The following is a 21,448-nucleotide window of genomic DNA, read 5'->3' on the forward strand; positions in this document are numbered from 1 at the left end:
CGTGTTTCGGGCTGGTGCAGGACGGTGGTGATTCGGCAGCGGATGGTTTTGGTCCGGTGCGGGGTGGTGGTGGTCCGTCGCCGGGCGGTTTCGGACCAGTGCCGGGCCGTGGCGCCCCGATAGCGGATGACTTCGGACCGGTACAGAGCGGTCGTGACCCGGCACAGGATGATTTCGTGCCGGCACCCGACGGTTTCGGCTCGGCACAGGACGGCCGGCCCTCGGCTGATCAGTCGTCGGGGCCTGTCGCCGATGGTGCGCCCGGTCAGGTCGCGAGTGGTCCGGCAGGTTACGTCGGCAGTGGCGCGGCTGGGGAGGTCGGGAGTGGTCCGGCGGGTTACGTCGGCAGTGGCGCGGCTGGGGAGGTCGGGAGTGGTTCACCTGGCCAGGCCGGGAGCGATCACCCCGGCTACGCGGAAAGCGGCTCGTCCGGCGATGCGGTGAGCGAACCGCCGGGCTACGTCGGAGGTGGTGCGCCCGGCCAGGTCGAGAGCGGTCCGGCGGGCTACGTAGGGAGCGGGCCCGGCGATGTCGCGAGTGGACCGCCTGGCTACGCGGGGAGTGGTTCGTTCGGCGATGCGGGGAGCAGTCCGGCGGGCGATGCCGCGAGCGGTCCGCCCGGCCACATCGGGAGTGACCAGCCCGGCCATGTCGCGAGCGGCCCTCCGGGGCAGGACCCGGGCGGACCTCGGGGTCGAGTCCCGGGCGGGCAGCCCGGATACGCCATGGGTGGTCCCTACGTGGGCGGTCCCTACGCCCCGCAGACCCCGGGACGGTCTGGGACCACCAGCCGGGACCCGGCGCTGTACGGTGACCTCTCCGTGCCCGCCCTCGGGGGCTCCACGCCCGCGGGTCGGCCCACCCCGGGCAGCCCGCGTACACCGGGGGCGCCGGAGGCCTTGGAGGCGCCGCAGACTCCGGGTGCCCTGCCGACTCCAGGGAAGCCCGGGGCCTTCGGGACGCCGGGGACTCCGGACGCCCGGCATGGCCGGGGCACCCCAGGTACCCCGGGCATCTCGTACAACCCGAGTACCCCGAGTACCCCGCAGGCCGCCAACACCGCACACGCCCCCGTCATCCCGCAGGCCCAAGGCACTCCACACACCCCTGTCACCCCGCGGGCTCCAAGCACTCCGCCGACCCCCAACACACCGAACGCCCCGCCAGGCTCCGCCTCGCCGTACTCCTCCCAGGAGCAGGCCAGTTCGCCCGGCGGTGCGCCGTACGGCCAGTGGAGTCCGTATGCGAACAGGCCCACGATGTCCTACCAGGGCAGCACGCCGACGCCCCCCTATGGGGGTCGGCAGAGGCCGACTTATCCCGGTGGTCCAGGGGCGATCGGCGGTGGGGCACGTCACGGGGGACCGCGTCGGAGGCCGGTCGGGGCGGTTGTCGTTCTTGTCGTGGCCGTCCTGATGGTGGTCGCCGGTGGGGTGTGGGCCGTGACCTCGCTGGACGACGGGAAGGGTGCGGCGGCGACCAAGAAGGCGTCCCCGTCCGCGGAGTCTGCGCCGGCCGGGGCCGCCTATCCGTACGGCGAGGACGTCGGGCTCAAGAAGACGCTGCGGGCCGGGGATTGTGTGCACGCGGTGTGGACCGGGGCGGCGTTCGCGTCGCGGCCCGAACTGGGGGTCGTGAGCTGTGCGCACGACGTTCCGGACGGGCAGGTGATGGCGGTCGACACGGCGAGCGACTTCGCCGACGCGCGGGACCACGGGGGCGAGCGGTGCGCGGGCAAGGTGAACGGGGTGGCTGGGTCCCTGGCCGACGCGGGTGTCTACGCCCTCACTCCGACGGAGGCCGGCTTCCGGGCCGCCGGGAGCGGTACGGCGTGTCTCGTGCTCGGCCGGCATGTGCCGATCGGCGGGGAGATAGGGCGCTTCCGCAACACCGGGTCGAATGTGTGGACCACCGAGATGAGCGTCGGTGACTGCTGGCTGTACGTCGCCCACAAGACGTACTTCACCGCGAACCTGACCGACTGTGCCGATCAGCACACCGACCAGGTGATCGGTTTCGTGACGGCCCCGAGGACGATGGCGTTCGAGGAGGCGCTGCGGCAGGGGAACAAGCTGTGCCGCGACAAGTTCGAGTCGACTTGGGGGCCTGGTGCCGGCCGTTCCGTCTTCGGGTATCTGTCCGACGAGACCAACTGGAAGGCCGGTTTCGACTCGGTCGTGTGCACCGTGGGCCGGGCCGACCGGTCCCGGACGAGCGGGGCGATATCGTCCTCAGGGACGACCGCCTGAGCCCTGTCCGCCGCGAGTTCACCCGGGGTTGGCCTGCCCGTCGCCTCCGGGTGCCAGCCTCCCGGACCGGGGCATCCGGCCAGGAGGGGACACACATGGAGAGCGGGCCTGCGATCTTCGCGGGGTTGGTGTTCGCCCTGTTCGGAGGTGCGCTGCTGCTGTGGACCGTGGTCAGGGTCCGGCACCGCGAACCCGTCGCCCAGGGTGTGAACCCGGTCGCATCGGCGACCCTCGCGACCCTCGCCGCGGTCGCCGCCCTCCTCCTCGGAACCTGGTGCTTCCTGCACGTCTGAGCAGCGCGCCGGAGCCGCGGCGCGGACCATCGGCGGACAACCAGGGGATCACCCTCCGGATGGCTCCGAAAAGGCCGGTGGGGACTCCGGGCGGCAGGAATGGCGGTAGTCGGGTTACCGTTCGAGTGGCCGTTGCGGGCTTTTCCCGTTTGACACGGGGGCGGGATGTACCGTCACACTCCGCAGCGTCACCATGACCCGACCCCGGGACCAAGCGACCCCGGGGAGATGCAGGCACGTCCCCGCGCCGCCCGGCAAGCACTCTCGCCGCACCGGTCGAAGGCCCTGGTAGCTCCGCTACGAGGACCTCCACCGGTACACCGAGAGCCCGCACGGAACGACGCGGAAGCGCACCTGCTCCTCCCCGGAGCCGTTTGCCCCGGGGGAGGCCCCAGCGTCGACCGGAGAGAAGAGCGAAGTTGTCCCCGACCAGCGAGACCGCACACGGCGGCCGCCGACTCGTCATCGTCGAGTCCCCTGCCAAGGCGAAGACGATCAAGGGCTACCTCGGCCCCGGATATGTCGTCGAGGCGAGCGTCGGGCACATCCGCGACCTTCCCAACGGCGCCGCGGAGGTGCCCGAGAAGTACACCGGCGAGGTCCGCCGCCTCGGTGTGGACGTCGACCATGACTTCGCGCCGATCTATGTGGTCAACGCCGACAAGCGGGCCCAGGTCAAGAAGCTCAAGGACCTGCTCAAGGACTCCGACGAACTCTTCCTCGCCACCGATGAGGACCGCGAGGGCGAGGCCATCGCGTGGCACCTCCTTGAGGTCCTGAAGCCCAAGGTCCCGGTCAAGCGCATGGTGTTCCACGAGATCACCAAGGACGCGATCCGCGCCGCCGTCGCCAACCCGCGCGACCTCAACCAGCCCCTGGTCGACGCCCAGGAGACCCGCCGCATCCTCGACCGCCTCTACGGCTACGAGGTCTCGCCGGTCCTGTGGAAGAAGGTCATGCCGCGCCTGTCGGCCGGCCGGGTCCAGTCCGTCGCCACCCGGCTCGTCGTCGAGCGGGAGCGCGAGCGCATCGCGTTCCGTTCCGCCGAGTACTGGGACCTCACCGGCGCCTTCGGGACCGGCCGGACCGGTGACGCGAGCGACCCGTCGACCCTCGTCGCCCGCCTCCAGGCCGTCGACGGCAAGCGCGTCGCCCAGGGCCGCGACTTCGACTCCCTGGGCCAGATCAAGGGCGCGAACACCCTCCACCTCGACGAGGCCAACGCCCGCGCGCTGGCCGCCGCCCTGGAGGACACGCGGTTCGCCGTACGGTCCGTCGAGTCGAAGCCGTATCGACGTTCGCCGTACGCCCCGTTCCGTACGACGACGCTCCAGCAGGAGGCCAGCCGCAAGCTCGGCTTCGGCGCGAAGGCCACCATGCAGGTCGCGCAGAAGCTGTACGAGAACGGCTACATCACCTACATGCGTACGGACTCCACGACCCTGAGCGAGACGGCGATCACCGCCGCCCGCGCCCAGGTGACGCAGCTGTACGGCGCCGACTACCTGCCGGCCCAGCCGCGCGTGTACGCCGGGAAGGTCAAGAACGCCCAGGAGGCGCACGAGGCGATCCGCCCCTCGGGTGATCGTTTCCGCACGCCCGCCGAAACCGGCCTGACCGGCGACCAGTTCAAGCTCTACGAGCTGATCTGGAAGCGCACTGTCGCCTCCCAGATGAAGGACGCGGTCGGCAACTCCGTCACCGTGAAGATCGCGGGCACTTCGTCCGACGGCCGGGACGTCGAGTTCAGCGCCTCCGGAAAGACGATCACCTTCCACGGGTTTTTGAAGGCCTACGTAGAGGGCGCCGACGACCCGAACGCCGAGCTGGACGACCGCGAGCGCCGGCTGCCCCAGGTCGCCGAGGGCGACGCGCTCACCGCCGAGGAGATCACGGTCGACGGGCACGCCACCAAGCCCCCGGCCCGCTACACCGAGGCCAGCCTCGTCAAGGAGCTCGAAGAGCGCGAGATCGGCCGCCCGTCGACGTACGCGTCGATCATCGGCACGATCCTCGACCGCGGCTACGTCTTCAAGAAGGGCACGGCCCTGGTGCCGTCCTTCCTGTCCTTCGCTGTCGTCAACCTCCTGGAGAAGCACTTCGGGCGGCTCGTCGACTACAGCTTCACCGCCAAGATGGAGGACGACCTCGACCGCATCGCCAGCGGCGAGGCACAGGCCGTGCCGTGGCTGCGGCGCTTCTACTTCGGCGAGGGCGAGGCGACGGGTGCCGCCGAGGCCGGCAACGGCGACGGCGACCACCTGGGCGGCCTCAAGGAGCTCGTCACCGACCTGGGCGCGATCGACGCCCGCGAGGTGTCGTCCTTCCCGGTCGGCAACGACATCATGCTGCGCGTCGGCCGCTACGGCCCCTACGTGGAGCGCGGCGAGAAGGACTCCGAGAACCACCAGCGTGCCGACGTCCCCGAGGACCTGGCGCCGGACGAGCTGAGTGTCGAGCTCGCCGAGGAACTGCTCGCCAAGCCGAGCGGCGACTTCGAGCTGGGCGCCGACCCCGAGTCGGGCCACCAGATCATCGCCCGCGACGGCCGCTACGGCCCGTACGTCACCGAGGTGCTCCCCGAGGGCACCCCGAAGACCGGGAAGAACGCCGTCAAGCCGCGTACGGCCTCGCTGTTCAAGTCGATGTCCCTCGACACGGTGACGCTCGCCGACGCCCTCAAGCTGATGTCGCTGCCGCGCGTCGTCGGCAAGGACGCCGAGGGCGTGGAGATCACCGCGCAGAACGGGCGCTACGGGCCGTACCTGAAGAAGGGCACGGACTCCCGCTCGCTCCAGACCGAGGACCAGCTCTTCACGATCACCCTCGAAGAGGCGCTGGAGATCTACTCCCAGCCCAAGCAGCGCGGCCGGGCCGCCGCCAAGCCGCCGCTGAAGGAACTGGGCACCGACCCGGTCAGCGAGAAGCCCGTCGTCGTCAAGGACGGCCGCTTCGGGCCGTACGTCACCGACGGCGAGACCAACGCGACCCTGCGCTCCGGCGACAGCGTCGAGGAGATCACCCCGGAGCGCGGCTACGAGCTGCTCGCCGAGAAGCGGGCCAAGTCGCCCGCCAAGAAGACGGCGAAGAAGGCCCCGGCGAAGAAGACGGCAGCCAAGAAGGCGCCCGCCAAGAAGACCGTGGCGAAGAAGACGACGACGGCCGCCAAGAAGACGACCACCGCCGCCAAGACCGCGACGGCCCAGAAGACGGCCACCTCCAAGGTGACGTCCGAGGACTGACCCGCACGCTTCCTGCACCGCAGGGTCGCGAAACGAACGCCCCGGCATCACTTTGGTGTCGGGGCGTGCGCAGGTCCGGGCGGGCGCGGCTTGTTGTCGGTGGCTGCCGATAGGCTGAAAGCATGACGCCAGCCGAGCAGCCAACGGCCCACCAGCCGGCCCCCGACGACGCCCTTGTCGCGGACTCCCGCGAGCGTGCCGTCCGCGCCCTGCTGCGCCAGCCGCAGCTCAAGCGGTTGTGGAGCGCACAGCTCGTGACGGGTGTCGGTGACACCCTCGCCCTGCTGGTCCTGGTCGTGCTCGCCTTCCAGGCGGCCATCGCCCAGGGCTCGTTCGGCGGTGGTTACCGGGGTGTGGCGTTCGCGGTCGCGACGGTCTTCGGGGCGCGCATCCTGGCGACGCTGCTCTTCGGGGCGGTGCTGCTCGGCCCGCTCACCTCGCTCACCTCCCAGGAGGGGCCGCTCGACCGGCGCTGGACCATGGTCGGCGCGGACGGTCTGCGGGCCGCGTTGCTGATCGTCGCCCCGCTGTGGATCGACTGGACTCCGGACAACGCACTGGCCGTGCTCCTGGTGACCGCCTTCGTGACCGGAGTCGCCGAGCGCTTCTGGACGGTGTGCCGCGAGAGCGCGGGACCCGCCCTGCTGCCCGCCCCGCCGCTGGAAGGCGCCACGGTCCGGCCGCTGCCCGACCACATGGACGCGCTGCGCCGGCTGTCGCTGCGCACGAGCTTCGTGGCGATCCCCCTCGCGGCCGCCGCCCTCGTCGTGGCGGCCCTGCTCAACAACCTGCTGGGCACGGGCGTCGCCTGGTTCGACCAGCACCAGGCCGCGCTCGGTTCGTACGTCGCCGCCGGACTGTTCGCCGCGTCCCTCTCCGTCCTGACCGCCCTGGAACTGCCCGGAATCCGCACCCCGCGCGCGCGGTCGCCGCTCGAAGGGCTGCGCCGCCCCCGGACGGGCACCGGTGTCGACAAGGGCCGTACGGGCGCGATCGCGCTGCTCGTGGTCGCCTGCGCGGCCGTCGCCGCGGCGATCTCCGCCGCCGTCGCCGTGTCCGTGCTCCAGGCCCAGGACCTGCACGGCGGCCCGGTGACCTTCGGGCTGCTGGTCCTCGGACTGACCGGCGGGGTCGTGGTCGGCATCCGTACGGCGCCCGCCCTGCTGCCGACGCTGTCGCGCCGCCGCCTGCTGACGCTCGCCATCGCCTTCACCGGTATCGCGCTGCTCGCCGCGGGCCTGGTCCCGGACGTCACCACCGTGCTGCTGATCGTCGCGCTCGCCGGCATCGGCGCGGGCGTCGCCGCCAACACCGGGCACACCCTCCTGGATCAGGAGGCCGAGGACTACCGCCGGTCGCGCACCACCGAGCACCTGCACGCGGTCGTACGGGTCGCGGTGGCGCTCGGCGCGCTGATCGCCCCCCTGGTGGCGGCGCTGATCGGCCCGCACCGCCTGGAGAACGGCAAGTTCGTGTTCGCGCACGGAGGTGCCGCGTTCACGCTGATGCTGGTCGGCGCCCTGCTGCTGCCGGTCGCCGCCCTGGTCCTGGCCAAGGTCGACGACCGCTCCGGAGTGCCGCTGCGGCACGATCTGCGCGACGCGCTGCTCGGCGGCGACGACCCCGACACCGTGCCCGCGAGCACCGGCTTCTTCATCGCCCTGGAGGGCGGCGACGGTGCCGGGAAGTCCACCCAGGCCGAAGCCCTCGCCGAGTGGATCAGGGGCAAGGGACACGAGGTCGTGCTCACCCGCGAGCCCGGCGCGACACCGGTCGGCAAGCGGCTGCGGTCGATCCTGCTCGACGTGTCGTCTGCGGGACTGTCCCACCGCGCGGAGGCGCTGCTCTACGCCGCCGACCGCGCGGAGCACGTCGACACCGTCGTACGACCGGCTCTGGAGCGCGGCGCGATCGTCGTCTCCGACCGCTACATCGACTCCTCCGTCGCCTACCAGGGCGCGGGCCGCGACCTGTCCCCGACCGAGATCGCCCGCATCAACCGGTGGGCGACCGACGGACTCGTCCCGCACATGACCGTCCTGCTGGACGTGGACCCGGAGACCGCCCGCGAGCGGTTCACCGAGGCGCCGGACCGACTGGAGTCGGAGCCCGCCGAGTTCCACGCGCGCGTACGGTCCGGATTCCTCACGCTGGCCGCCGCCGACCCGAGCCGCTACCTGGTGGTCGACGCGGGCCAGGAGCCCGAGGCCGTCACCACGGTGATCCGGCACCGCCTCGACACCGTACTGCCGCTCTCCGAGGCCGAGATCAAGGCCCAGGAGGAAGCGCGCAAGGCCGCCGAGGAGGAGGCCCGCCGCAAGGCCGAGGAAGAGGCCGCCCGCAAGGCCGAGGAGGAGCGACTGGAGCGCGAGCGCCAGGAGCAGCTCGCCCAGCTGCGCGCCGAGGAGGAGGAGCGCAAGCGGCGCGAGCTGGAGGAGGCCCAGCGCCGCGAGGCCGAACGCCAGGCCGAAGAGGCCCGGCAGCGCGCCGAGGACGCACGCAGGCGTGCCGAGGAGGAGAAGGCCCGCCTCCTCGCCGAGGAAGAGGCCCGCGCCGCCGAGGAGGCCCGCCGCAGGGCGGAGGCCGACCGGCTCCGCAAGCAGGCCGAGGACGAGGCCCGGCTGCGCGCCGAGGCGGAGGCACGGCGGCTGGAGAAGCAGCGCAAGGCCGAGGCGGCCCTGCTCGCGGCCGAGGAGGCCCGCCGGTTGGCGGCGGAGGCGGCGGCCGCGGCGGAACGGGCGGCTCGACAGCCGACGGCTCCCGCGGTGCCCCCCGCTCCGGAGGCCAGGCCTGAGGCGTCGACTGTGCCGACGCCGGTGGTGAAGCCGGGTTCGGGCGAGGGCGCCGGTGCGCGTGGGCGGTCGGCGGAGGACACGGCTGTGCTGCGGCCGGTGAGTTCTGGCTCCGGTTCCGGGGACGAGACGGCCGTACTGCGGTCGGTGTCCGGGGACTCCGAGGCACCCGATGCCGAGGTGCGCGACTCCGACGTACGCGACTCCGAGAGGACGGCCGAGCTGCCGCAGCCGCCCGCTCCGGCGGGGGCCGCGGACGAGACGGCCGTACTGCCCCCGGTGCCGGCTGCGGAGGAGACGGCTGTGCTGCCGCCGGTCGGTGCCGCGGACGAGACCGCGGTGCTGCCGCCGGTGCGCGACCAGGGGCCGTCGGACCGGGTGCCCGCGGGCTTCTTCCGGGACGAGCGTCCGGGTGACCGGACCGAGGGTGGCGAGGACCGCACCCGCGAGCTGCCGCAGGTCGACGAGCAGGGCGCGCCCCGGCGCCGGCCGCGTCCCGACTGGGCCGAGGAGACTCCCCTGGACGACCTGCCCTCGCTGGCCGACGAACTGCTCGGTCCGCGCGAGGACGGCGACTTCGGCCGCGACGACGACACCGGGCGTGGACGGGGTCGTGGCCGGGGGCGCAGGGGCTGACGCCGACGGGGGCCGGCGGGGACGCAGGGGCTGACAGCGGGGCGGCGCCCCACACCTCGCGTGCCCGCCCTCACCCCAGCGCCCGCCCCCGGATCGCGCCCCGAACCAGCTCCCGGCCCCCGTTGTCAGTGGTGGCCCGCACAATGGATCGCGTACCTCGAAACGTGACGAAAGGGCCGGTGACCCATGACCGTGTGGGATGACCTGGTGGGCCAGGAGAAGGTGAGCGAGCAGCTCGATGCCGCCGCTCGGGACGCCGACGCCTTCGTCACCGCGGCGACCACCGGCACGGCCCCGCCGGAGGCGTCGAAGATGACGCACGCCTGGCTGTTCACGGGGCCGCCCGGCGCGGGACGCAACCAGGCGGCGCGGGCCTTCGCCGCCGCGCTGCAGTGCGTGAGCCCCGACCGCGCGCTCGGCGGCAGCCCCGGCTGCGGCTTCTGCGACGGCTGTCATACGGCGCTGATCGGCACCCACGCAGACGTCACCACCGTCGCCGCGGTGGGCGCGCAGATCCTCGCCGACGACATGCGGGACACGGTCCGCAAGTCCTTCACCTCGCCGGCGACCGGCCGCTGGCAGATCATCCTCGTCGAGGACGCGGAGCGGCTGAACGAGAAGTCGGCCAACGCCGTCCTCAAGGCCGTGGAGGAACCCGCCCCCCGCACGGTCTGGCTCCTCTGCGCCCCCTCGATCGAGGACGTCCTCCCCACGATCCGCTCCCGCTGCCGCCACCTGAACCTGACCACGCCCTCGGTCGACGCCGTCGCCGACCTGCTCGTACGGCGGGAGGGGGTCGAGCCCGCGGTGGCCGCGGCCGCCGCGCGCGCCACGCAGGGGCATGTCGACCGGGCCCGTCGGCTGGCCACGGACCCGGCCGCGCGCGAGCGCCGGGCGACCGTGCTGAAGCTGCCGTTGCGCGTCGAGGACGTCGGCGGGTGCCTCAAGGCCGCCCAGGAGCTGGTGGACGCGGCGGCCGCGGACGCGAAGCAACTGGCCGAGGAGATGGACGACAAGGAGACCGAGGAGATGAAGGCCGCGATGGGCGGCGGCCAGGGCAGCCGGATGCCGCGGGGCACGGCCGGGGTGATGAAGGACCTGGAGGACAAGCAGAAGCGCCGGAGAACGCGTACGCAGCGCGACAGTCTCGACCTCGCGCTGACCGACCTCACCGCGTTCTACCGGGATGTGCTCGCCCTCCAGTTCGGTTCCCGGGTGGCGATCGCCAACGCGGATGCGGAGGACGCGCTGGAGCGGCTCGCGCGCGCCGGCTCCCCTGAGTCCACGCTGCGCCGTATCGAGGCGATCGGGGCGTGTCGCGTGGCGCTCGACCGGAATGTGGCGCCGTTGCTGGCGGTGGAGGCGATGACGTTGGCGCTCAGAGCGGGGTGAGCGGGTCCGTGCGGGCCGAGTGGGCCGCGGCGGGCTGATTGTGCGGGCGTGAGGTTGACGGCGTAACTCGTCCGGGGCTGATCGTGCACGTACGGCATTCAAGTGATCGCGCAGCGTTACGCTCGCTGGATGCACATGAGGCGCCCCCTTCGCCGGCCCAGCCGGAGCAGTCAGCCGAGCCGGCCGAGCCCGTCCAGCGAGGTCGAGGCCCGTCGAAGTCACCGGAGCCGGAGCTGGAGTCAGCGCGGCCGCGGTCGTAGGACCGGTGGCACGCTGCTCGCCGTAGCCGCGCTGCTCGTGTCCGCCGCATGTTCCTCGGGGAGTTCGACGACGGCGACGAGTCCCGCCGCGGACGTGGCGCTGGCCGCGCTGCCGCGGTCGACGCCGTCCACCCTGGCGTCGTACTACGGGCAGAAGCTCAGTTGGCACACGTGCGGTGTTCCCGGTTTCGAGTGCGCCACGATGAAGGCGCCGCTGGACTACGCCAAGCCCACGGCGGGGGACGTCCGGCTCGCGGTCGCCCGCAAGAAGGCCACCGGCAAGGGCAAGCCGCTCGGTTCGCTGATGGTGAACCCGGGCGGGCCGGGCGGTTCGGCGGTCGGGTACCTCCAGCAGTACGCCGGGATCGGCTACCCGGCCGAGGTCCGCGCCCGCTACGACATGGTCGCGATGGACCCCCGAGGCGTCGCCCGCAGCGAGCCCGTCGAGTGCCTCGGCGGGCGGGCCATGGACACGTTCACGCAGACCGACACCACCCCCGACGACCGGCGCGAGACCACCCGACTCGTCAGCGAGTACAAGAAGTTCGCGGAGGGCTGCGGCGCGCACTCGCCCGACCTGCTGCGTCATGTCTCGACGATCGAGGCGGCGCGGGACATGGACATCCTGCGGGCGGTGCTGGGGGACCGGAAACTGACGTACGTCGGGGCGTCGTACGGGACGTTCCTCGGGGCGACGTACGCGGGCCTCTTCCCCGACCGGGTCGGCCGCGTCGTCCTCGACGGCGCGATGGACCCGTCGCTGCCCGCGCGCCGTATGAACCTCGACCAGACGGCGGGCTTCGAGACGGCGTTCCAGTCCTTCGCCAAGGACTGCGTACGGCAGACGGACTGCCCGCTCGGCGGCAAGGGCACGACGCCCGCCAAGGTCGGGACGAACCTGAAGGCATTCTTCCGCAAGCTCGACGCGCACCCGATCCCCACCGGCGACGCGGACGGCCGCAAGCTCGGCGAGGCGCTCGCCACCACCGGCGTGATCGCGGCGATGTACGACGAGGCGGCCTGGCCGCAGCTGCGCGAGGCGCTCACGTCGGCGATGAAGGAGAACGACGGCGCCGGGCTGCTCGTCCTCTCCGACAGCTACTACGAGCGTGACGCCGACGGCCGCTACTCGAACCTCATGTTCGCCAACGCCGCCGTGAACTGCCTCGACCTCCCGGCCGCGTTCTCGACCACCGACCAGGTCGAACAGGCACTCCCCGCCTTCGAGAAGGCATCCCCGGTCTTCGGCGACGGCCTCGCCTGGGCCTCCCTGAACTGCGCGTACTGGCCGGTCAAGGCCACGGGCGAACCCCACCGTATCGAGGCGAAGGGTGCCGCCCCGATCGTGGTCGTCGGCACGACCCGCGACCCGGCGACGCCGTATCGCTGGGCTCAGTCCCTGGCCCACCAGCTCTCTTCGGGCCGGCTGCTGACGTACGTGGGGGATGGGCACACCGCGTATGGGCGTGGCAGTACGTGCATTGACTCCGCGATCGATGCGTATGTGCTGCGGGGGACTGTGCCTGGGGAGGGGAAACGCTGCTCGTAGCCTTGGTCGGGGTGCGGGTGGGGTGTTGTTGGGGCTGACTTCGGGGTGCGGTCGGGGGTGGTCCCGGGGGGTGTACGGAGCACCCCCGGAAACTGTGTAGACTTTCCGACGTTGCTGATCGCACCATGGTGTGGACAGCGCGCCGCCTTAGCTCAGATGGCCAGAGCAACGCACTCGTAATGCGTAGGTCTCGGGTTCGAATCCCGAAGGCGGCTCTGCCGAAGCCTCAGGACTCACTCGCCGTGACCTGGGGCTTTTGCTTTTCCATTACCTTGCCTCGCTGTGACGGCCCAGTCCGAGAACCGTCGCTGAGGGCCGCCGGTGGACAACCGGTGGACACGCGTGCAGTGGGCGTGCAGAACGGTGGTCGAGTGCGCTCAAGTGGATTGGCCTGTCGCGCCGGAGGCAAAGGGGGTGCGGGTCCGTGTCCCTCGGGCTGTCGGCAGCGACGCTGTTGGGGGGTTTCCATAAAACGGGCGGGCCGATACGGCGGCTGGTGAAGAATCAGCCGCATGGACAACGAGATTCAGCTGATCAGCGACGGTGACGGACTGACGGTCATCGGGAGTGAGGCGGATGTCGAACGCTTCCTCGTCTCGGAGGGGCTGACGTCCAAGGACGACCTTGGATTGCGACGGCTCAGGTCCGTCGCCGGCACCGGGGCTGTGGTCGCGCAGGCAGGTTCGGACATTGCCGCCGAATCCGCTTGCTGGGTGAAGCTGACCCGGGAGTCGGCGCAGGTCATCAAGAAGTACGGGCTGAGGAAAAGTGCGAAGACTGGTCTCAGCACCGGTGTGGTGAAGGGGCCCAAGGGCCAGACGAAGGGTTTCGTCGAATTCGCGACCGGGCCCAGATCGCTCCTGGGTAACCCGGCGGTTCTCGCTCGTGCCGCGGGGATCATGGCACAGCTCGCGATGCAGCAGACCATGGACGAGATCACCGACTATCTCGCCACGATCGACGAGAAGGTCGACGACGTGCTCCGCGCCCAGAAGGACGCTGCGGTGGCGGGCATGATCGGAGCGGAGCTCGTGATCGAGGAGGCCATGACCATCCGGGAGCAGGTGGGCCGGGTTTCCGAGATCACGTGGTCGAAGGTGCAGGCCACGCCGGGGACGATTGCGACGACCCAGGTGTACGCGGTGCGTCGACTCGACGCACTCGCGGAGAAGATGGAGCGCAAGGCCAAGATCGGTGATCTCGCCGAGGCGGCCACGGAAGCCGAGTCCAAGGCTCAGGAGTGGCTCGCGGTTCTGGCTCGTTGCTTCCAGCTGCAGGACGCGATCGCCGTGCTCGAACTCGACCGGGTGCTGGACACGGCTCCGGAGGAGTTGGACCGGCACCGCCTCGGCATTCGGATTGCCCGGCAGAATCGGCTGGATCTCATCTCGCGGAGCACCGAGCGTCTGGTGGCCCGGATGAACGCAGCCGCCAGCGCGGCCAACGAGAAGGTGCTACTGCACCCGACCAAGTCCCCGGCTGTGGTCCAGTCGAGCAACCATGTCGTGGGCGGTGTCCATGACTTCCACGGGCGGCTCGGGATCGAGTCCGGTCGCCAGCCGTCGGAGACGAGACGATGGGCGGTTGCGGCGGCTGAGGTGAGGGACAAAGCGCTTGAGACAGGGGCGAAGGGCGTCGGCGCCGCCAGAAGCCTCGGCAACGAGACCGTCGATCGGGCCAGCTCGATAAAGGGCAAGCTCTCCAGCGGGGTCGCCGAGCGGACGCGCCGTCGGCGCGGGGGCGGGGAGAAAGGCTGAGTGAGCGCCGACCGTGAGCCACTTGCGTAGCCCGACTGCACCCTCACTGCGGAGAGCCTCATTACCGCGGAGGAACCGGGCGTGAACGTTTTGCGCTTCGGTGCCGGCGTCGGGGGACTTCGCCTGTGACGTCCAGGAGGAGAGCATCCAGCTTCTCAAGGGCATGGGCGCGATCTGCCCACCTCGCCAAGGCCCCGCCGCCCAGGAGGGTCGACAGGTTCCTAGTGCTTCAAACCGACAGCGACAGTGCTGTGGAGCCCGCTGTCGTGGGGAGTCGATCAGGGGTCGAATCCTCATGCAGCAGCCCGAAGCCACGATCAACGCGCACTTACAGTAGGAACATCCGCCGTGCTCGCCGATGCCTTGCGTTGCATGCGGAAGGAGGGGAAGAACGGGGGGATCCGGGACAGGTACCTCTGTTGCGTCAGATCATCTGCGCTGCTGACGGTGGTCGACAAGCCCGCCTATGGGTGGAGTGGTCCGGCGACAGTTGGGTCCCCGGTCGGAACTGACGGCACACAGGCCGGAGCCCCGGTCAGATTGCCGCTGGCCGGGACTCCTCTCCATCGCTCACTCAGGCTGAGCGTTCCTCGGCCGATTCCTTGGCCTTCCGCGGAGGGGACATCCTCGGGCGGGAAGAGGCAGTCTCGGCGTCCTTGACCACCGCGAGGGGCTTCCGTGCCCGAGGCACGAGCTGTACGACCTTCTCTGCGGCGTCTCGGGCGAGGTCGTCCAGGACGGCCTGGTAGATGTCGCGGGTTACCCGGGTGTCCGAGTGGCCGAGGGTTTCGGAGACGACCTTGATGTCGACACCGGCCGCGAGCATGAGTGTGGCGGCGACGTGGCGAAGGTCGTGCAGTCGGATGGGCGGGAGCCCGGCGGCCTCCACGAGGCGCTCGAAGAGGTCGGAGACCTTGCCCGGGTGGAGGATCGAGCCGTCCTCTTGGGTGAAGATGCGTCCTGTATCGACCCACCCGTCACCCCAATCGAGCCGCTCCTGCTGCTGGCGGGCCTTGTGGGTGAGCAGCAGCTGATCGGTCTCGTCGTCGAGGGCGATCAGGCGAATACCGGAGTCGGTTTTGGGTGCACCCTCGTGGATCTCCCAGCCGTCCTGCACGAGCTGGGTCGCGATGGCGAGAGATTTCGCGGCGGCCGAATGGTCTACCCACCGGACACCGCACGACTCGCCGCGCCGAGTGCCACGGAAGGCGATCAGCCGCCAGAACGGGTATAGGCGGTCCTCGGCGACGTAGTCGAGGAATTGACCGGTCTGTTCGGGGGTCCAGACCATGACCGGCGACGGCTTCTCGCCGGTCTCCTCCCACCGGACGATCCGCTCGTCCGTCCAGATGAGGGCTTTTGGCTTGGTTCCTGGCAGCAGCTCGACGTGTGCCGCAGGGTTGAAGGCTGGCATCACCTGCTGGGCGATGGCGACGTTCAGCGCGGCCCGCAGGGTGTCGCGGATGTGCGGTTGGGTGTTGAGACCGGTGATCCGCCGGAACGGGGGCATCGCGTCGAGCTGGGCCTGAAGCCACTTGCGGCGGGCCCGGTTCTCGGCACCCTTGTTCGGTGTCGCCTTGAGGTCGTCGCGGACTACCCGCCGCTGGGCGTTCTGCTCCTGGATCTCGATGTTGCGCTCGTTGATCGCGTCGAACATCGTGTTGATGTGGTGCACCCGCAGCTTGTCCAGTCGTAGGTGGCCAAGGTGCGGCTTGAGGTGGACGCGGATATCGCACTCGTAGCGGGCCGCGCCTCCCCGGCGCAGGCGCTTACGCCCGGCGAGCCAAGTGTCGAGCCACTCGCCCACGGTGGTCTTGGAGTTGAGCGTCTGCCCAGACTGGAACCGGCGGCGGGTCTCGTCGTAGTCGGGGAGCGGGTCCTTCTCCTTGAGGCAGCTCTCTATTAGGTCGCTGATCTGGGTCTTGCCCCAGGCGTCGTCCTCCTCGGGAATGGCCATGAGGGCACGGACTTTGTCCAACTCCTCCTGAGCCTTGGTGGAGGACTGGAAGCCGCCGCGACGGAACCGTCGGCGGCGGCCGTCCTGAGCCGGGTCCAGTTCCTGGAACACGCTCCAGACCCCGTGCCGTCGCGACTTGAGCTTGGGGCATGAGGCCCCGAAGTCCTTCCCGGTCGCAGGGTCCGTGCACCGGCACCGCCGAGTTATGGTGCCGTTCTTCACTCGCTGTCCTCCGGGTGGGCCGATATTTCAGGCTGGTCGACGAAGGCCAACTCGTCGGGCAGGGCCGGAGGTACGAGGCCGCGTTCGCGCATACCGCTGCGGAACGCGCGTAGCTCCTGGCAGTCCTCGAAGGCGTGCTCTTCGTACCCTTCGGCGCGCTGTAGGAGTGTGGCTCTGCGGGCTCGGTCCAGGGTGGTGCTCGCCGTGCGTCGCCGTTCCCTGGCCAGGGCGTTGGAGGACGTAGCCGCGGTCGCCAGGTCGCCGTGATGGCGGAAGACGTCGAGAACGTCCCGGGCGGTGCCTTCGGCTGCGGGCTGGTCCAAGGGGCTCTCGCCGGTGAACCAGGTGAGTGCCTCCCAAGTGGACACCTCCCGTCCCGGGATGACCTCCACGGTGGCAGACGTGCCGAGTGGGAAGAGGAGAGTCACCGGCGGGACGCCGAGGACGTCGGCCAGGACGACGAAGTCGGCGATCGTCATGCTCGCCTTCCGGCCGGACTCCAGGTTCTTCATGGACTGCTCGGTGATCTCCGTCAAACCGCGGTCGGCGCAGCCATGGGCGACTTCGCCCATGGTGAGGCCGGCGGCCCTGCGCGCCTCTCGCATCCCCTGGGCGATACGAGCGGTGAGTGCCGCTGGCCATTGATCAAGTTTCATGGCTGCACTTTAGATCGAAAAAAGGTGCTGCTGCAACAAGGTGATACATCTAGAGCCATCGCTGCGGCACTAATGACCCTTTGGAGGGCGTCGTGATGGCACCTGATACTTCCCGCGAGGCGCGAGCGCTCACGAGCGATGAGCTGCTTGCTCTCCCGGCGGTGATCGACCTGGACACCGCGAACCGAGCGCTCATGATTGGTCGCTCCACCGGGTATGGGCTCGCCAAGCAGGGGGAGTATCCGGTCAAGGTCTTGCGGCTCGGGAACGCCTATCGAGTGGTGACGGCCGATCTGCTGAAGTTGCTCGGGCTGGAGCACCAACACTCAGAGAGCGGCCATCCTGGGCGTGCTGTCTGCCTGTGCGCCTAGCCTCGATGCAGTGGTGGACCGTGGCTGAGCGCTCTCAGCCGTTGTGAACCGGGCGATTAACGCACAGCTTTCGGCGGCGGGTGAATGTCGCAGAGCTGGCGGACAGCGTGAGCATGTTGCGTGCCCTGGGCGCGAGAACCGCGTCGGAGGGTCACGTCCTTGGACGTTTCTACGACGTGATGACCGGGGCGTGGGGAACGGACCGGATCGAGTGGGCAAGGGGAGATACGCTCGCCGTCATGGCTGCGGTCTGGTGGGCTTATGAACTCGCGGAATCCCTGCTGGCGGACCTGTTGCCGCGCCGCTGGGCGCACTCGCGTGGGGTGGCGGTTCGCGCTGAAACATTGGCTCCGGTCCTCGGAGGCGAGGCGGAGACTCTCTGGGCTGCTGCCGTGCTGCACGACATCGGTTATTCCCCGGCCGTGGCGGAGACGGGCTTCCACCCTCTAGATGGCGCCCGCCACTTGCGGGCGATTCCCGGAGTGGATCAGCGCATCGTGCGGCTGGTGGCCAACCACTCCTTCGCGCTGCTGGAAGCCGAGGAGCGGGGGCTACGGGAGACACTGGAGGCAGAGTTTCCGTTACTGGACGATCATCTGCTGGTGGACGCCCTGGTGTACTGCGACATGACCACCACTCCGGACGGGGCCGTGACCACGTCGTACGCCCGGGTGGAGGAGATCCTCAGGCGTTACGGGGCTGACAGTGTGGTCGGGCGGTTCATCGGCAGGGCCGCACCCGCCATTCACGGGAGTGTGGAGCGGGTGCAGGCGCAGGCGGCCAAGGCAGGGATATCTCCCTGAGAGATAGTCGCCGATCTGCTCGCGTTCACCTCAGAGGCATCTGGCCGCGACCAGGGACTACAGATGTCCGTTGGCAATGGTCAATGAAGTGGTCTGACATGAGGTATAGCGGGGTACGGTTCACGCGACGGGCGTCATCTCGCCGGCCTCAATGAAGGCTGATCGCTTATCACAACTTGCCGAAGCGTCAAGACATCCTGCGCGGCGAGCCTACGGACAGACTGTCCTCACACAGTTGTTGCCGAGTGGAAGGCTTCTTTCCACTGAGGCCGCTACCAAGGTGAGGTTGTTGTCATGGCGCGTCGCGATCCCGAACGTCCGAAGTGCGGATTCACGGTTGCGGCGGCTGTCGATGCTGTTCCGGCCGCACGCCGCAAAGTCGTCGCACTAGCCCAGGACTTGGAAATTCACCTATCGGACCAAGCCATGGAGAACGTAGAACTGCTGGCCGGCGAGGTAATTGCTAATGCAGTCCTGTACACAGATGCTCCGTGTGACGTAGCTGTGACGCGTACTGGCACGTGGCTCCGCGTCGAAGTCACGGATACCGACCCCTGCCTGCCGAGTGCTGTTGAGGCTGGGCCGGACGACGAGAGCGGTCGAGGTCTGCTGCTCGTGAACGCCTTGGCAGACGCCTGGGGCACGCGACCGGAACCAATGGGCAAGACGACCTGGTTTGAGATTGCGCTAGAGCCTTCGGCTGAGGGCACGGGCAGCAACTTTGCGGGTGTACCCCCTTCAACTCGCGCGAGTGACGCTACTGTGCGACGAACAGAGCGTCACGTTTGCATGGCCCCGCATGCTGATCCGCGGTCCTCGTCCGGCGCAACAACTACGGCGAAGCAACATCAGGCTGCCTGAGGCTGTGAACCGACGCAGTCCCTGCGGCATGAACGTTCGCGACACCAGGCTCGGCGGGGCAATATCCGCTACTTGCCCGGCAGGGTAGGCCAGCGTTCATCTACACCCTCAACATGGGCCGCTAGTGCCCGCGTACCTAGAGCAGCACCAGCAGGTCCACGGCACCGTGATGGTTCCGGAGGTTCTGATGGTGATATTCAGTTTTCCCCACCTCGTGGTTAGGCGTAGGGCAAACCTGCTCTGTTGATCTCCTCACCTTTCGGGTGACCTTGTTCGGTCTCTTCGCGTGATCTTCTCCGGCGTGTCGAGTCGACCCGGGAGCGTCGTGGAGAGCCTGCGTGAGCCATGAGTTCACGCGGGAGGAAGACGGAAGTTGGATTTCGTGGAGAAGCGCGGGAACTACAAGATCACGCTTGGTAAGTACGACACAGTTGTTGACGAGAACGGCAAGGCGATCCGGTTTGCCACCAAAGGCGAGGCACAACCGGCGGCGGCCGAGGCTGAGAACAGTTGTCAGTGCGGCGACTGGCGCGCCCCGGCGCTCAGCCAGGAGACCTTCGGCGCGTACGCGAACCGCTGGTACGAGGCCCAGGACCTGGCCGCCTCGACCATGCAGAACTACCGGCGTCACATCAAGGAGCACCTGCTTCCCAACTTCGAGGACAAGGCGCTCGCCAGCATCCTGCGCAGGGACGTCGACCTGTGGGAGAAGAAGGAGAGGGCGGTCTACGCGATCTCCAGCGTCAGGACCTGGCGCTCGACGCTCCACGTGATCTTGGAAGATGCGATCGACGAGGGCCTGATTACGTCCAACCCGGCCGCCCGACGACGAGGGCGCGGCAAGCGCGCCGGCCGCTCCCGAGGCCGCGGCCCGGAGAAAGTCATCACCGATCCGCTCGGCATCCTGCTGACCGCCGAACGGGCCGCTTTGCTGTCCGGTCGCGACGACGAGTTCGTCGCCGTCGTCCTCAAGGGATACACCGGCATGCGCTGGGGCGAAATGGTCGGCTTGGAGACGGAGTTCGCCCGCCCTGGCTCCGTCCGCGTCGAGTGGCAGCTGTACGAACTAGACACGGGTGAGCTGGTGCGCTGTCCGCCCAAGGACGACAGCTATCGCACCATCGACGCGATGGACTGGCTGGTGGCTCTGGTTGCTGATCACGTCGCCCGCACGAAGCCGACACTCTGCCCGTGTCACGGCAAGACCTACGTCTTCCAGGGGCAGGCCGTGGCCCGTACCGGCGGCAACCAGGGCGCGAAACTCGTCGATGTCGCACGCCGAGCCGAAGTCTCCACGGGCACGGTGTCCAACGTCCTCAACCACCCTGAACGCGTCACCGAAGCCAAGCGCGTGAGGGTGGAGCAGGCCATCGCGGACCTTGGATTCGTGCGGGGCGGCGTGGTGTTGAAGCACGCCGCCCACTGGCGCCGAAACGGCTTTGCGACGTGGCTGTTCACGCCAGCGGTCTCTGGCTGGTACCCGAAGAAGGCACCACAGGAGGCTCGCCCCGTACCGCTGCTCGGCGAGCCGTGGCCTGGCGTCCCGGCTCGAGGACGCGGAGCCAGTGACCGAGCTGATGCTTGCTGGCTCCCGATCGCCAAGGGCCTCACGCCCCACGGCCTTCGTCACACCCACCGGACCGTGATGGAGGACCTCGGTACCGAGAAGGTCCTCATGGACGAGCGCATGGGTCACATCGACGGCTCGGTCTCGGCACGGTACGCCCACGTCACAGCTGGCATGCGCAAGCGCCTCATGCTAGGTCTGACCGAGCGGTGGGAGACAGCGCTTGACGCTCGACTGGCCCTGTGTCCGACGTCTCCGGTGCGTGTACTTAACGATCTCCTGCGCGTACGCGCTTCCATGGCCCGATCTTCTCGCTATCGATCCATGCCCTGCTGCCGATCCCGATGGCGACGCCCAGCTCGCAGTTGCTGAGGGAGATCCCAGCACGGCCCCCGTGATGCTCGTCGCTTGCTCGGCGGGCAGGTGGACATGATCGGAATGTCACAACTGATCGTCCTGCCTCGGAGTCTCGCCTTGGAGCAGGTCGGCCTGTGGGGACGGGTTGAGCCGATGTTACTGAACGGCTGAAGACTGCCAACCCTCCTCGGATCAAGGTGAGTTGTTCCGGTTAGCGCACCTCGAAGTTCTGTCAAGACTCCTCGTGAGGGAACCGTGCGGACAACCTGTCCGCGCACCGGGCCTGCCAACTGGAAGGGTTTCTGCCGAGCGAGTTGCTGACCATCCAGATGCTGCCTCCATTCGCCTGGTTGGTGCAGTTGCACGCGCCCCGCCGAGTCTCTCGAAGGACTCCACGGCGGGTGGGAACCGACGTCGGGAGTCATCCCTGAGGGATTCTCGGCACCCAATCCAGATTCGCTATAGCCAGATGAGAGGAATTCAG

The 21,448-nt window shown here is 69.4% G+C and carries 13 protein-coding genes and 1 tRNA gene; 12 read left to right on the forward strand and 2 right to left on the reverse strand.

From position 1 onward, the window contains the following. Nucleotides 1-1,403 precede the first annotated feature (1,403 nt). From ACGFY9_RS02930 to ACGFY9_RS02965, 8 genes are all read left to right on the forward strand, one after another. A complete protein-coding gene (locus tag ACGFY9_RS02930) occupies nucleotides 1,404-2,249 on the forward strand; it encodes a septum formation family protein (protein ID WP_393751293.1) in 846 nt (281 codons plus the stop codon). Nucleotides 2,250-2,344: 95 nt separating this feature from the next. Beyond that, complete coding sequence (locus tag ACGFY9_RS02935) at nucleotides 2,345-2,542, forward strand: hypothetical protein (protein ID WP_393751295.1); 198 nt, start codon at nucleotides 2,345-2,347, stop codon at nucleotides 2,540-2,542. A 419-nt stretch (nucleotides 2,543-2,961) separates the two neighbouring features. Then, the gene (gene topA, locus ACGFY9_RS02940; RefSeq protein WP_393751297.1) at nucleotides 2,962-5,784 is read left to right on the forward strand and encodes a type I DNA topoisomerase; all 2,823 of its coding nucleotides are present in this window, start codon (nucleotides 2,962-2,964) and stop codon (nucleotides 5,782-5,784) included. A gap of 122 nt (nucleotides 5,785-5,906) precedes the next feature. After that, nucleotides 5,907-9,212, forward strand: coding sequence for a dTMP kinase (gene tmk / locus ACGFY9_RS02945; RefSeq protein ID WP_393751299.1), 3,306 nt, complete (start codon nucleotides 5,907-5,909; stop codon nucleotides 9,210-9,212). Between the two features lie 186 nt (nucleotides 9,213-9,398). After that, nucleotides 9,399-10,604 carry a DNA polymerase III subunit delta' gene (locus tag ACGFY9_RS02950; RefSeq protein ID WP_393751301.1) on the forward strand — a complete coding sequence of 402 codons (1,206 nt, stop codon included), beginning with the start codon at nucleotides 9,399-9,401 and terminating at the stop codon, nucleotides 10,602-10,604. Nucleotides 10,605-10,733: 129 nt separating this feature from the next. Beyond that, nucleotides 10,734-12,413, forward strand: coding sequence for an alpha/beta hydrolase (locus ACGFY9_RS02955; protein WP_393751303.1), 1,680 nt, complete (start codon nucleotides 10,734-10,736; stop codon nucleotides 12,411-12,413). A gap of 141 nt (nucleotides 12,414-12,554) precedes the next feature. Next, nucleotides 12,555-12,628: transfer RNA gene (locus ACGFY9_RS02960), tRNA-Thr, on the forward strand. Between the two features lie 297 nt (nucleotides 12,629-12,925). Then, the gene (locus tag ACGFY9_RS02965) at nucleotides 12,926-14,170 is read left to right on the forward strand and encodes a hypothetical protein (RefSeq protein WP_393751305.1); all 1,245 of its coding nucleotides are present in this window, start codon (nucleotides 12,926-12,928) and stop codon (nucleotides 14,168-14,170) included. 574 nt (nucleotides 14,171-14,744) lie between these two features. Here the strand turns inward: ACGFY9_RS02965 and ACGFY9_RS02970 are convergent. Further along, entirely contained in the window at nucleotides 14,745-16,349 is a 1,605-nt protein-coding gene (locus tag ACGFY9_RS02970; RefSeq protein ID WP_393751307.1) for a tyrosine-type recombinase/integrase, read from the reverse strand. Further along, nucleotides 16,346-17,005, reverse strand: coding sequence for a helix-turn-helix domain-containing protein (locus ACGFY9_RS02975; RefSeq protein ID WP_393751309.1), 660 nt, complete (start codon nucleotides 17,003-17,005; stop codon nucleotides 16,346-16,348). Before ACGFY9_RS02975 ends, ACGFY9_RS02970 begins: the two co-directional genes overlap by 4 nt. Before the next feature lie 95 nt (nucleotides 17,006-17,100). Here ACGFY9_RS02975 and ACGFY9_RS02980 point away from each other — a divergent pair, with 95 nt between their 5' ends. The 4 genes from ACGFY9_RS02980 to ACGFY9_RS02995 all read left to right on the forward strand — a co-directional run bounded on the left by ACGFY9_RS02980 (nucleotide 17,101) and on the right by ACGFY9_RS02995 (nucleotide 20,979). Beyond that, nucleotides 17,101-17,376: a hypothetical protein gene (locus tag ACGFY9_RS02980; RefSeq protein WP_393751311.1), complete on the forward strand. Its 276-nt coding sequence runs from the start codon at nucleotides 17,101-17,103 to the stop codon at nucleotides 17,374-17,376. A gap of 239 nt (nucleotides 17,377-17,615) precedes the next feature. Continuing rightward, on the forward strand, nucleotides 17,616-18,179 hold the full coding sequence (locus ACGFY9_RS02985; RefSeq protein ID WP_393751772.1) for an HD domain-containing protein: 564 nt from the start codon (nucleotides 17,616-17,618) through the stop codon (nucleotides 18,177-18,179). 294 nt (nucleotides 18,180-18,473) lie between these two features. Continuing rightward, a complete protein-coding gene (locus tag ACGFY9_RS02990) occupies nucleotides 18,474-19,040 on the forward strand; it encodes an ATP-binding protein (RefSeq protein ID WP_393751313.1) in 567 nt (188 codons plus the stop codon). 373 nt (nucleotides 19,041-19,413) lie between these two features. Further along, nucleotides 19,414-20,979, forward strand: coding sequence for a LacI family DNA-binding transcriptional regulator (locus ACGFY9_RS02995; protein ID WP_393751315.1), 1,566 nt, complete (start codon nucleotides 19,414-19,416; stop codon nucleotides 20,977-20,979). Nucleotides 20,980-21,448 lie beyond the last annotated feature (469 nt).

The sequence above is a fragment of the Streptomyces sp. NPDC048504 genome, assembly GCF_043200035.1.
In the GTDB taxonomy this organism is placed as follows: domain Bacteria; phylum Actinomycetota; class Actinomycetes; order Streptomycetales; family Streptomycetaceae; genus Streptomyces.

Excerpts from the sequence above, each read along its gene's own strand:
- ACGFY9_RS02935 (WP_393751295.1), top strand. The coding sequence starts at position 2,345 with ATGGAGAGCGGGCCTGCGATCTTCGCGGGGTTGGTGTTCGCCCTGTTC.
- ACGFY9_RS02975 (WP_393751309.1), bottom strand. The coding sequence starts at position 17,005 with ATGAAACTTGATCAATGGCCAGCGGCACTCACCGCTCGTATCGCCCAG.
- ACGFY9_RS02985 (WP_393751772.1), top strand. The coding sequence starts at position 17,616 with ATGGCTGCGGTCTGGTGGGCTTATGAACTCGCGGAATCCCTGCTGGCG.
- ACGFY9_RS02980 (WP_393751311.1), top strand. The coding sequence starts at position 17,101 with ATGGCACCTGATACTTCCCGCGAGGCGCGAGCGCTCACGAGCGATGAG.
- tmk (WP_393751299.1), top strand. The coding sequence starts at position 5,907 with ATGACGCCAGCCGAGCAGCCAACGGCCCACCAGCCGGCCCCCGACGAC.
- ACGFY9_RS02990 (WP_393751313.1), top strand. The coding sequence starts at position 18,474 with ATGGCGCGTCGCGATCCCGAACGTCCGAAGTGCGGATTCACGGTTGCG.
- ACGFY9_RS02965 (WP_393751305.1), top strand. The coding sequence starts at position 12,926 with ATGGACAACGAGATTCAGCTGATCAGCGACGGTGACGGACTGACGGTC.
- ACGFY9_RS02955 (WP_393751303.1), top strand. The coding sequence starts at position 10,734 with ATGCACATGAGGCGCCCCCTTCGCCGGCCCAGCCGGAGCAGTCAGCCG.
- ACGFY9_RS02950 (WP_393751301.1), top strand. The coding sequence starts at position 9,399 with ATGACCGTGTGGGATGACCTGGTGGGCCAGGAGAAGGTGAGCGAGCAG.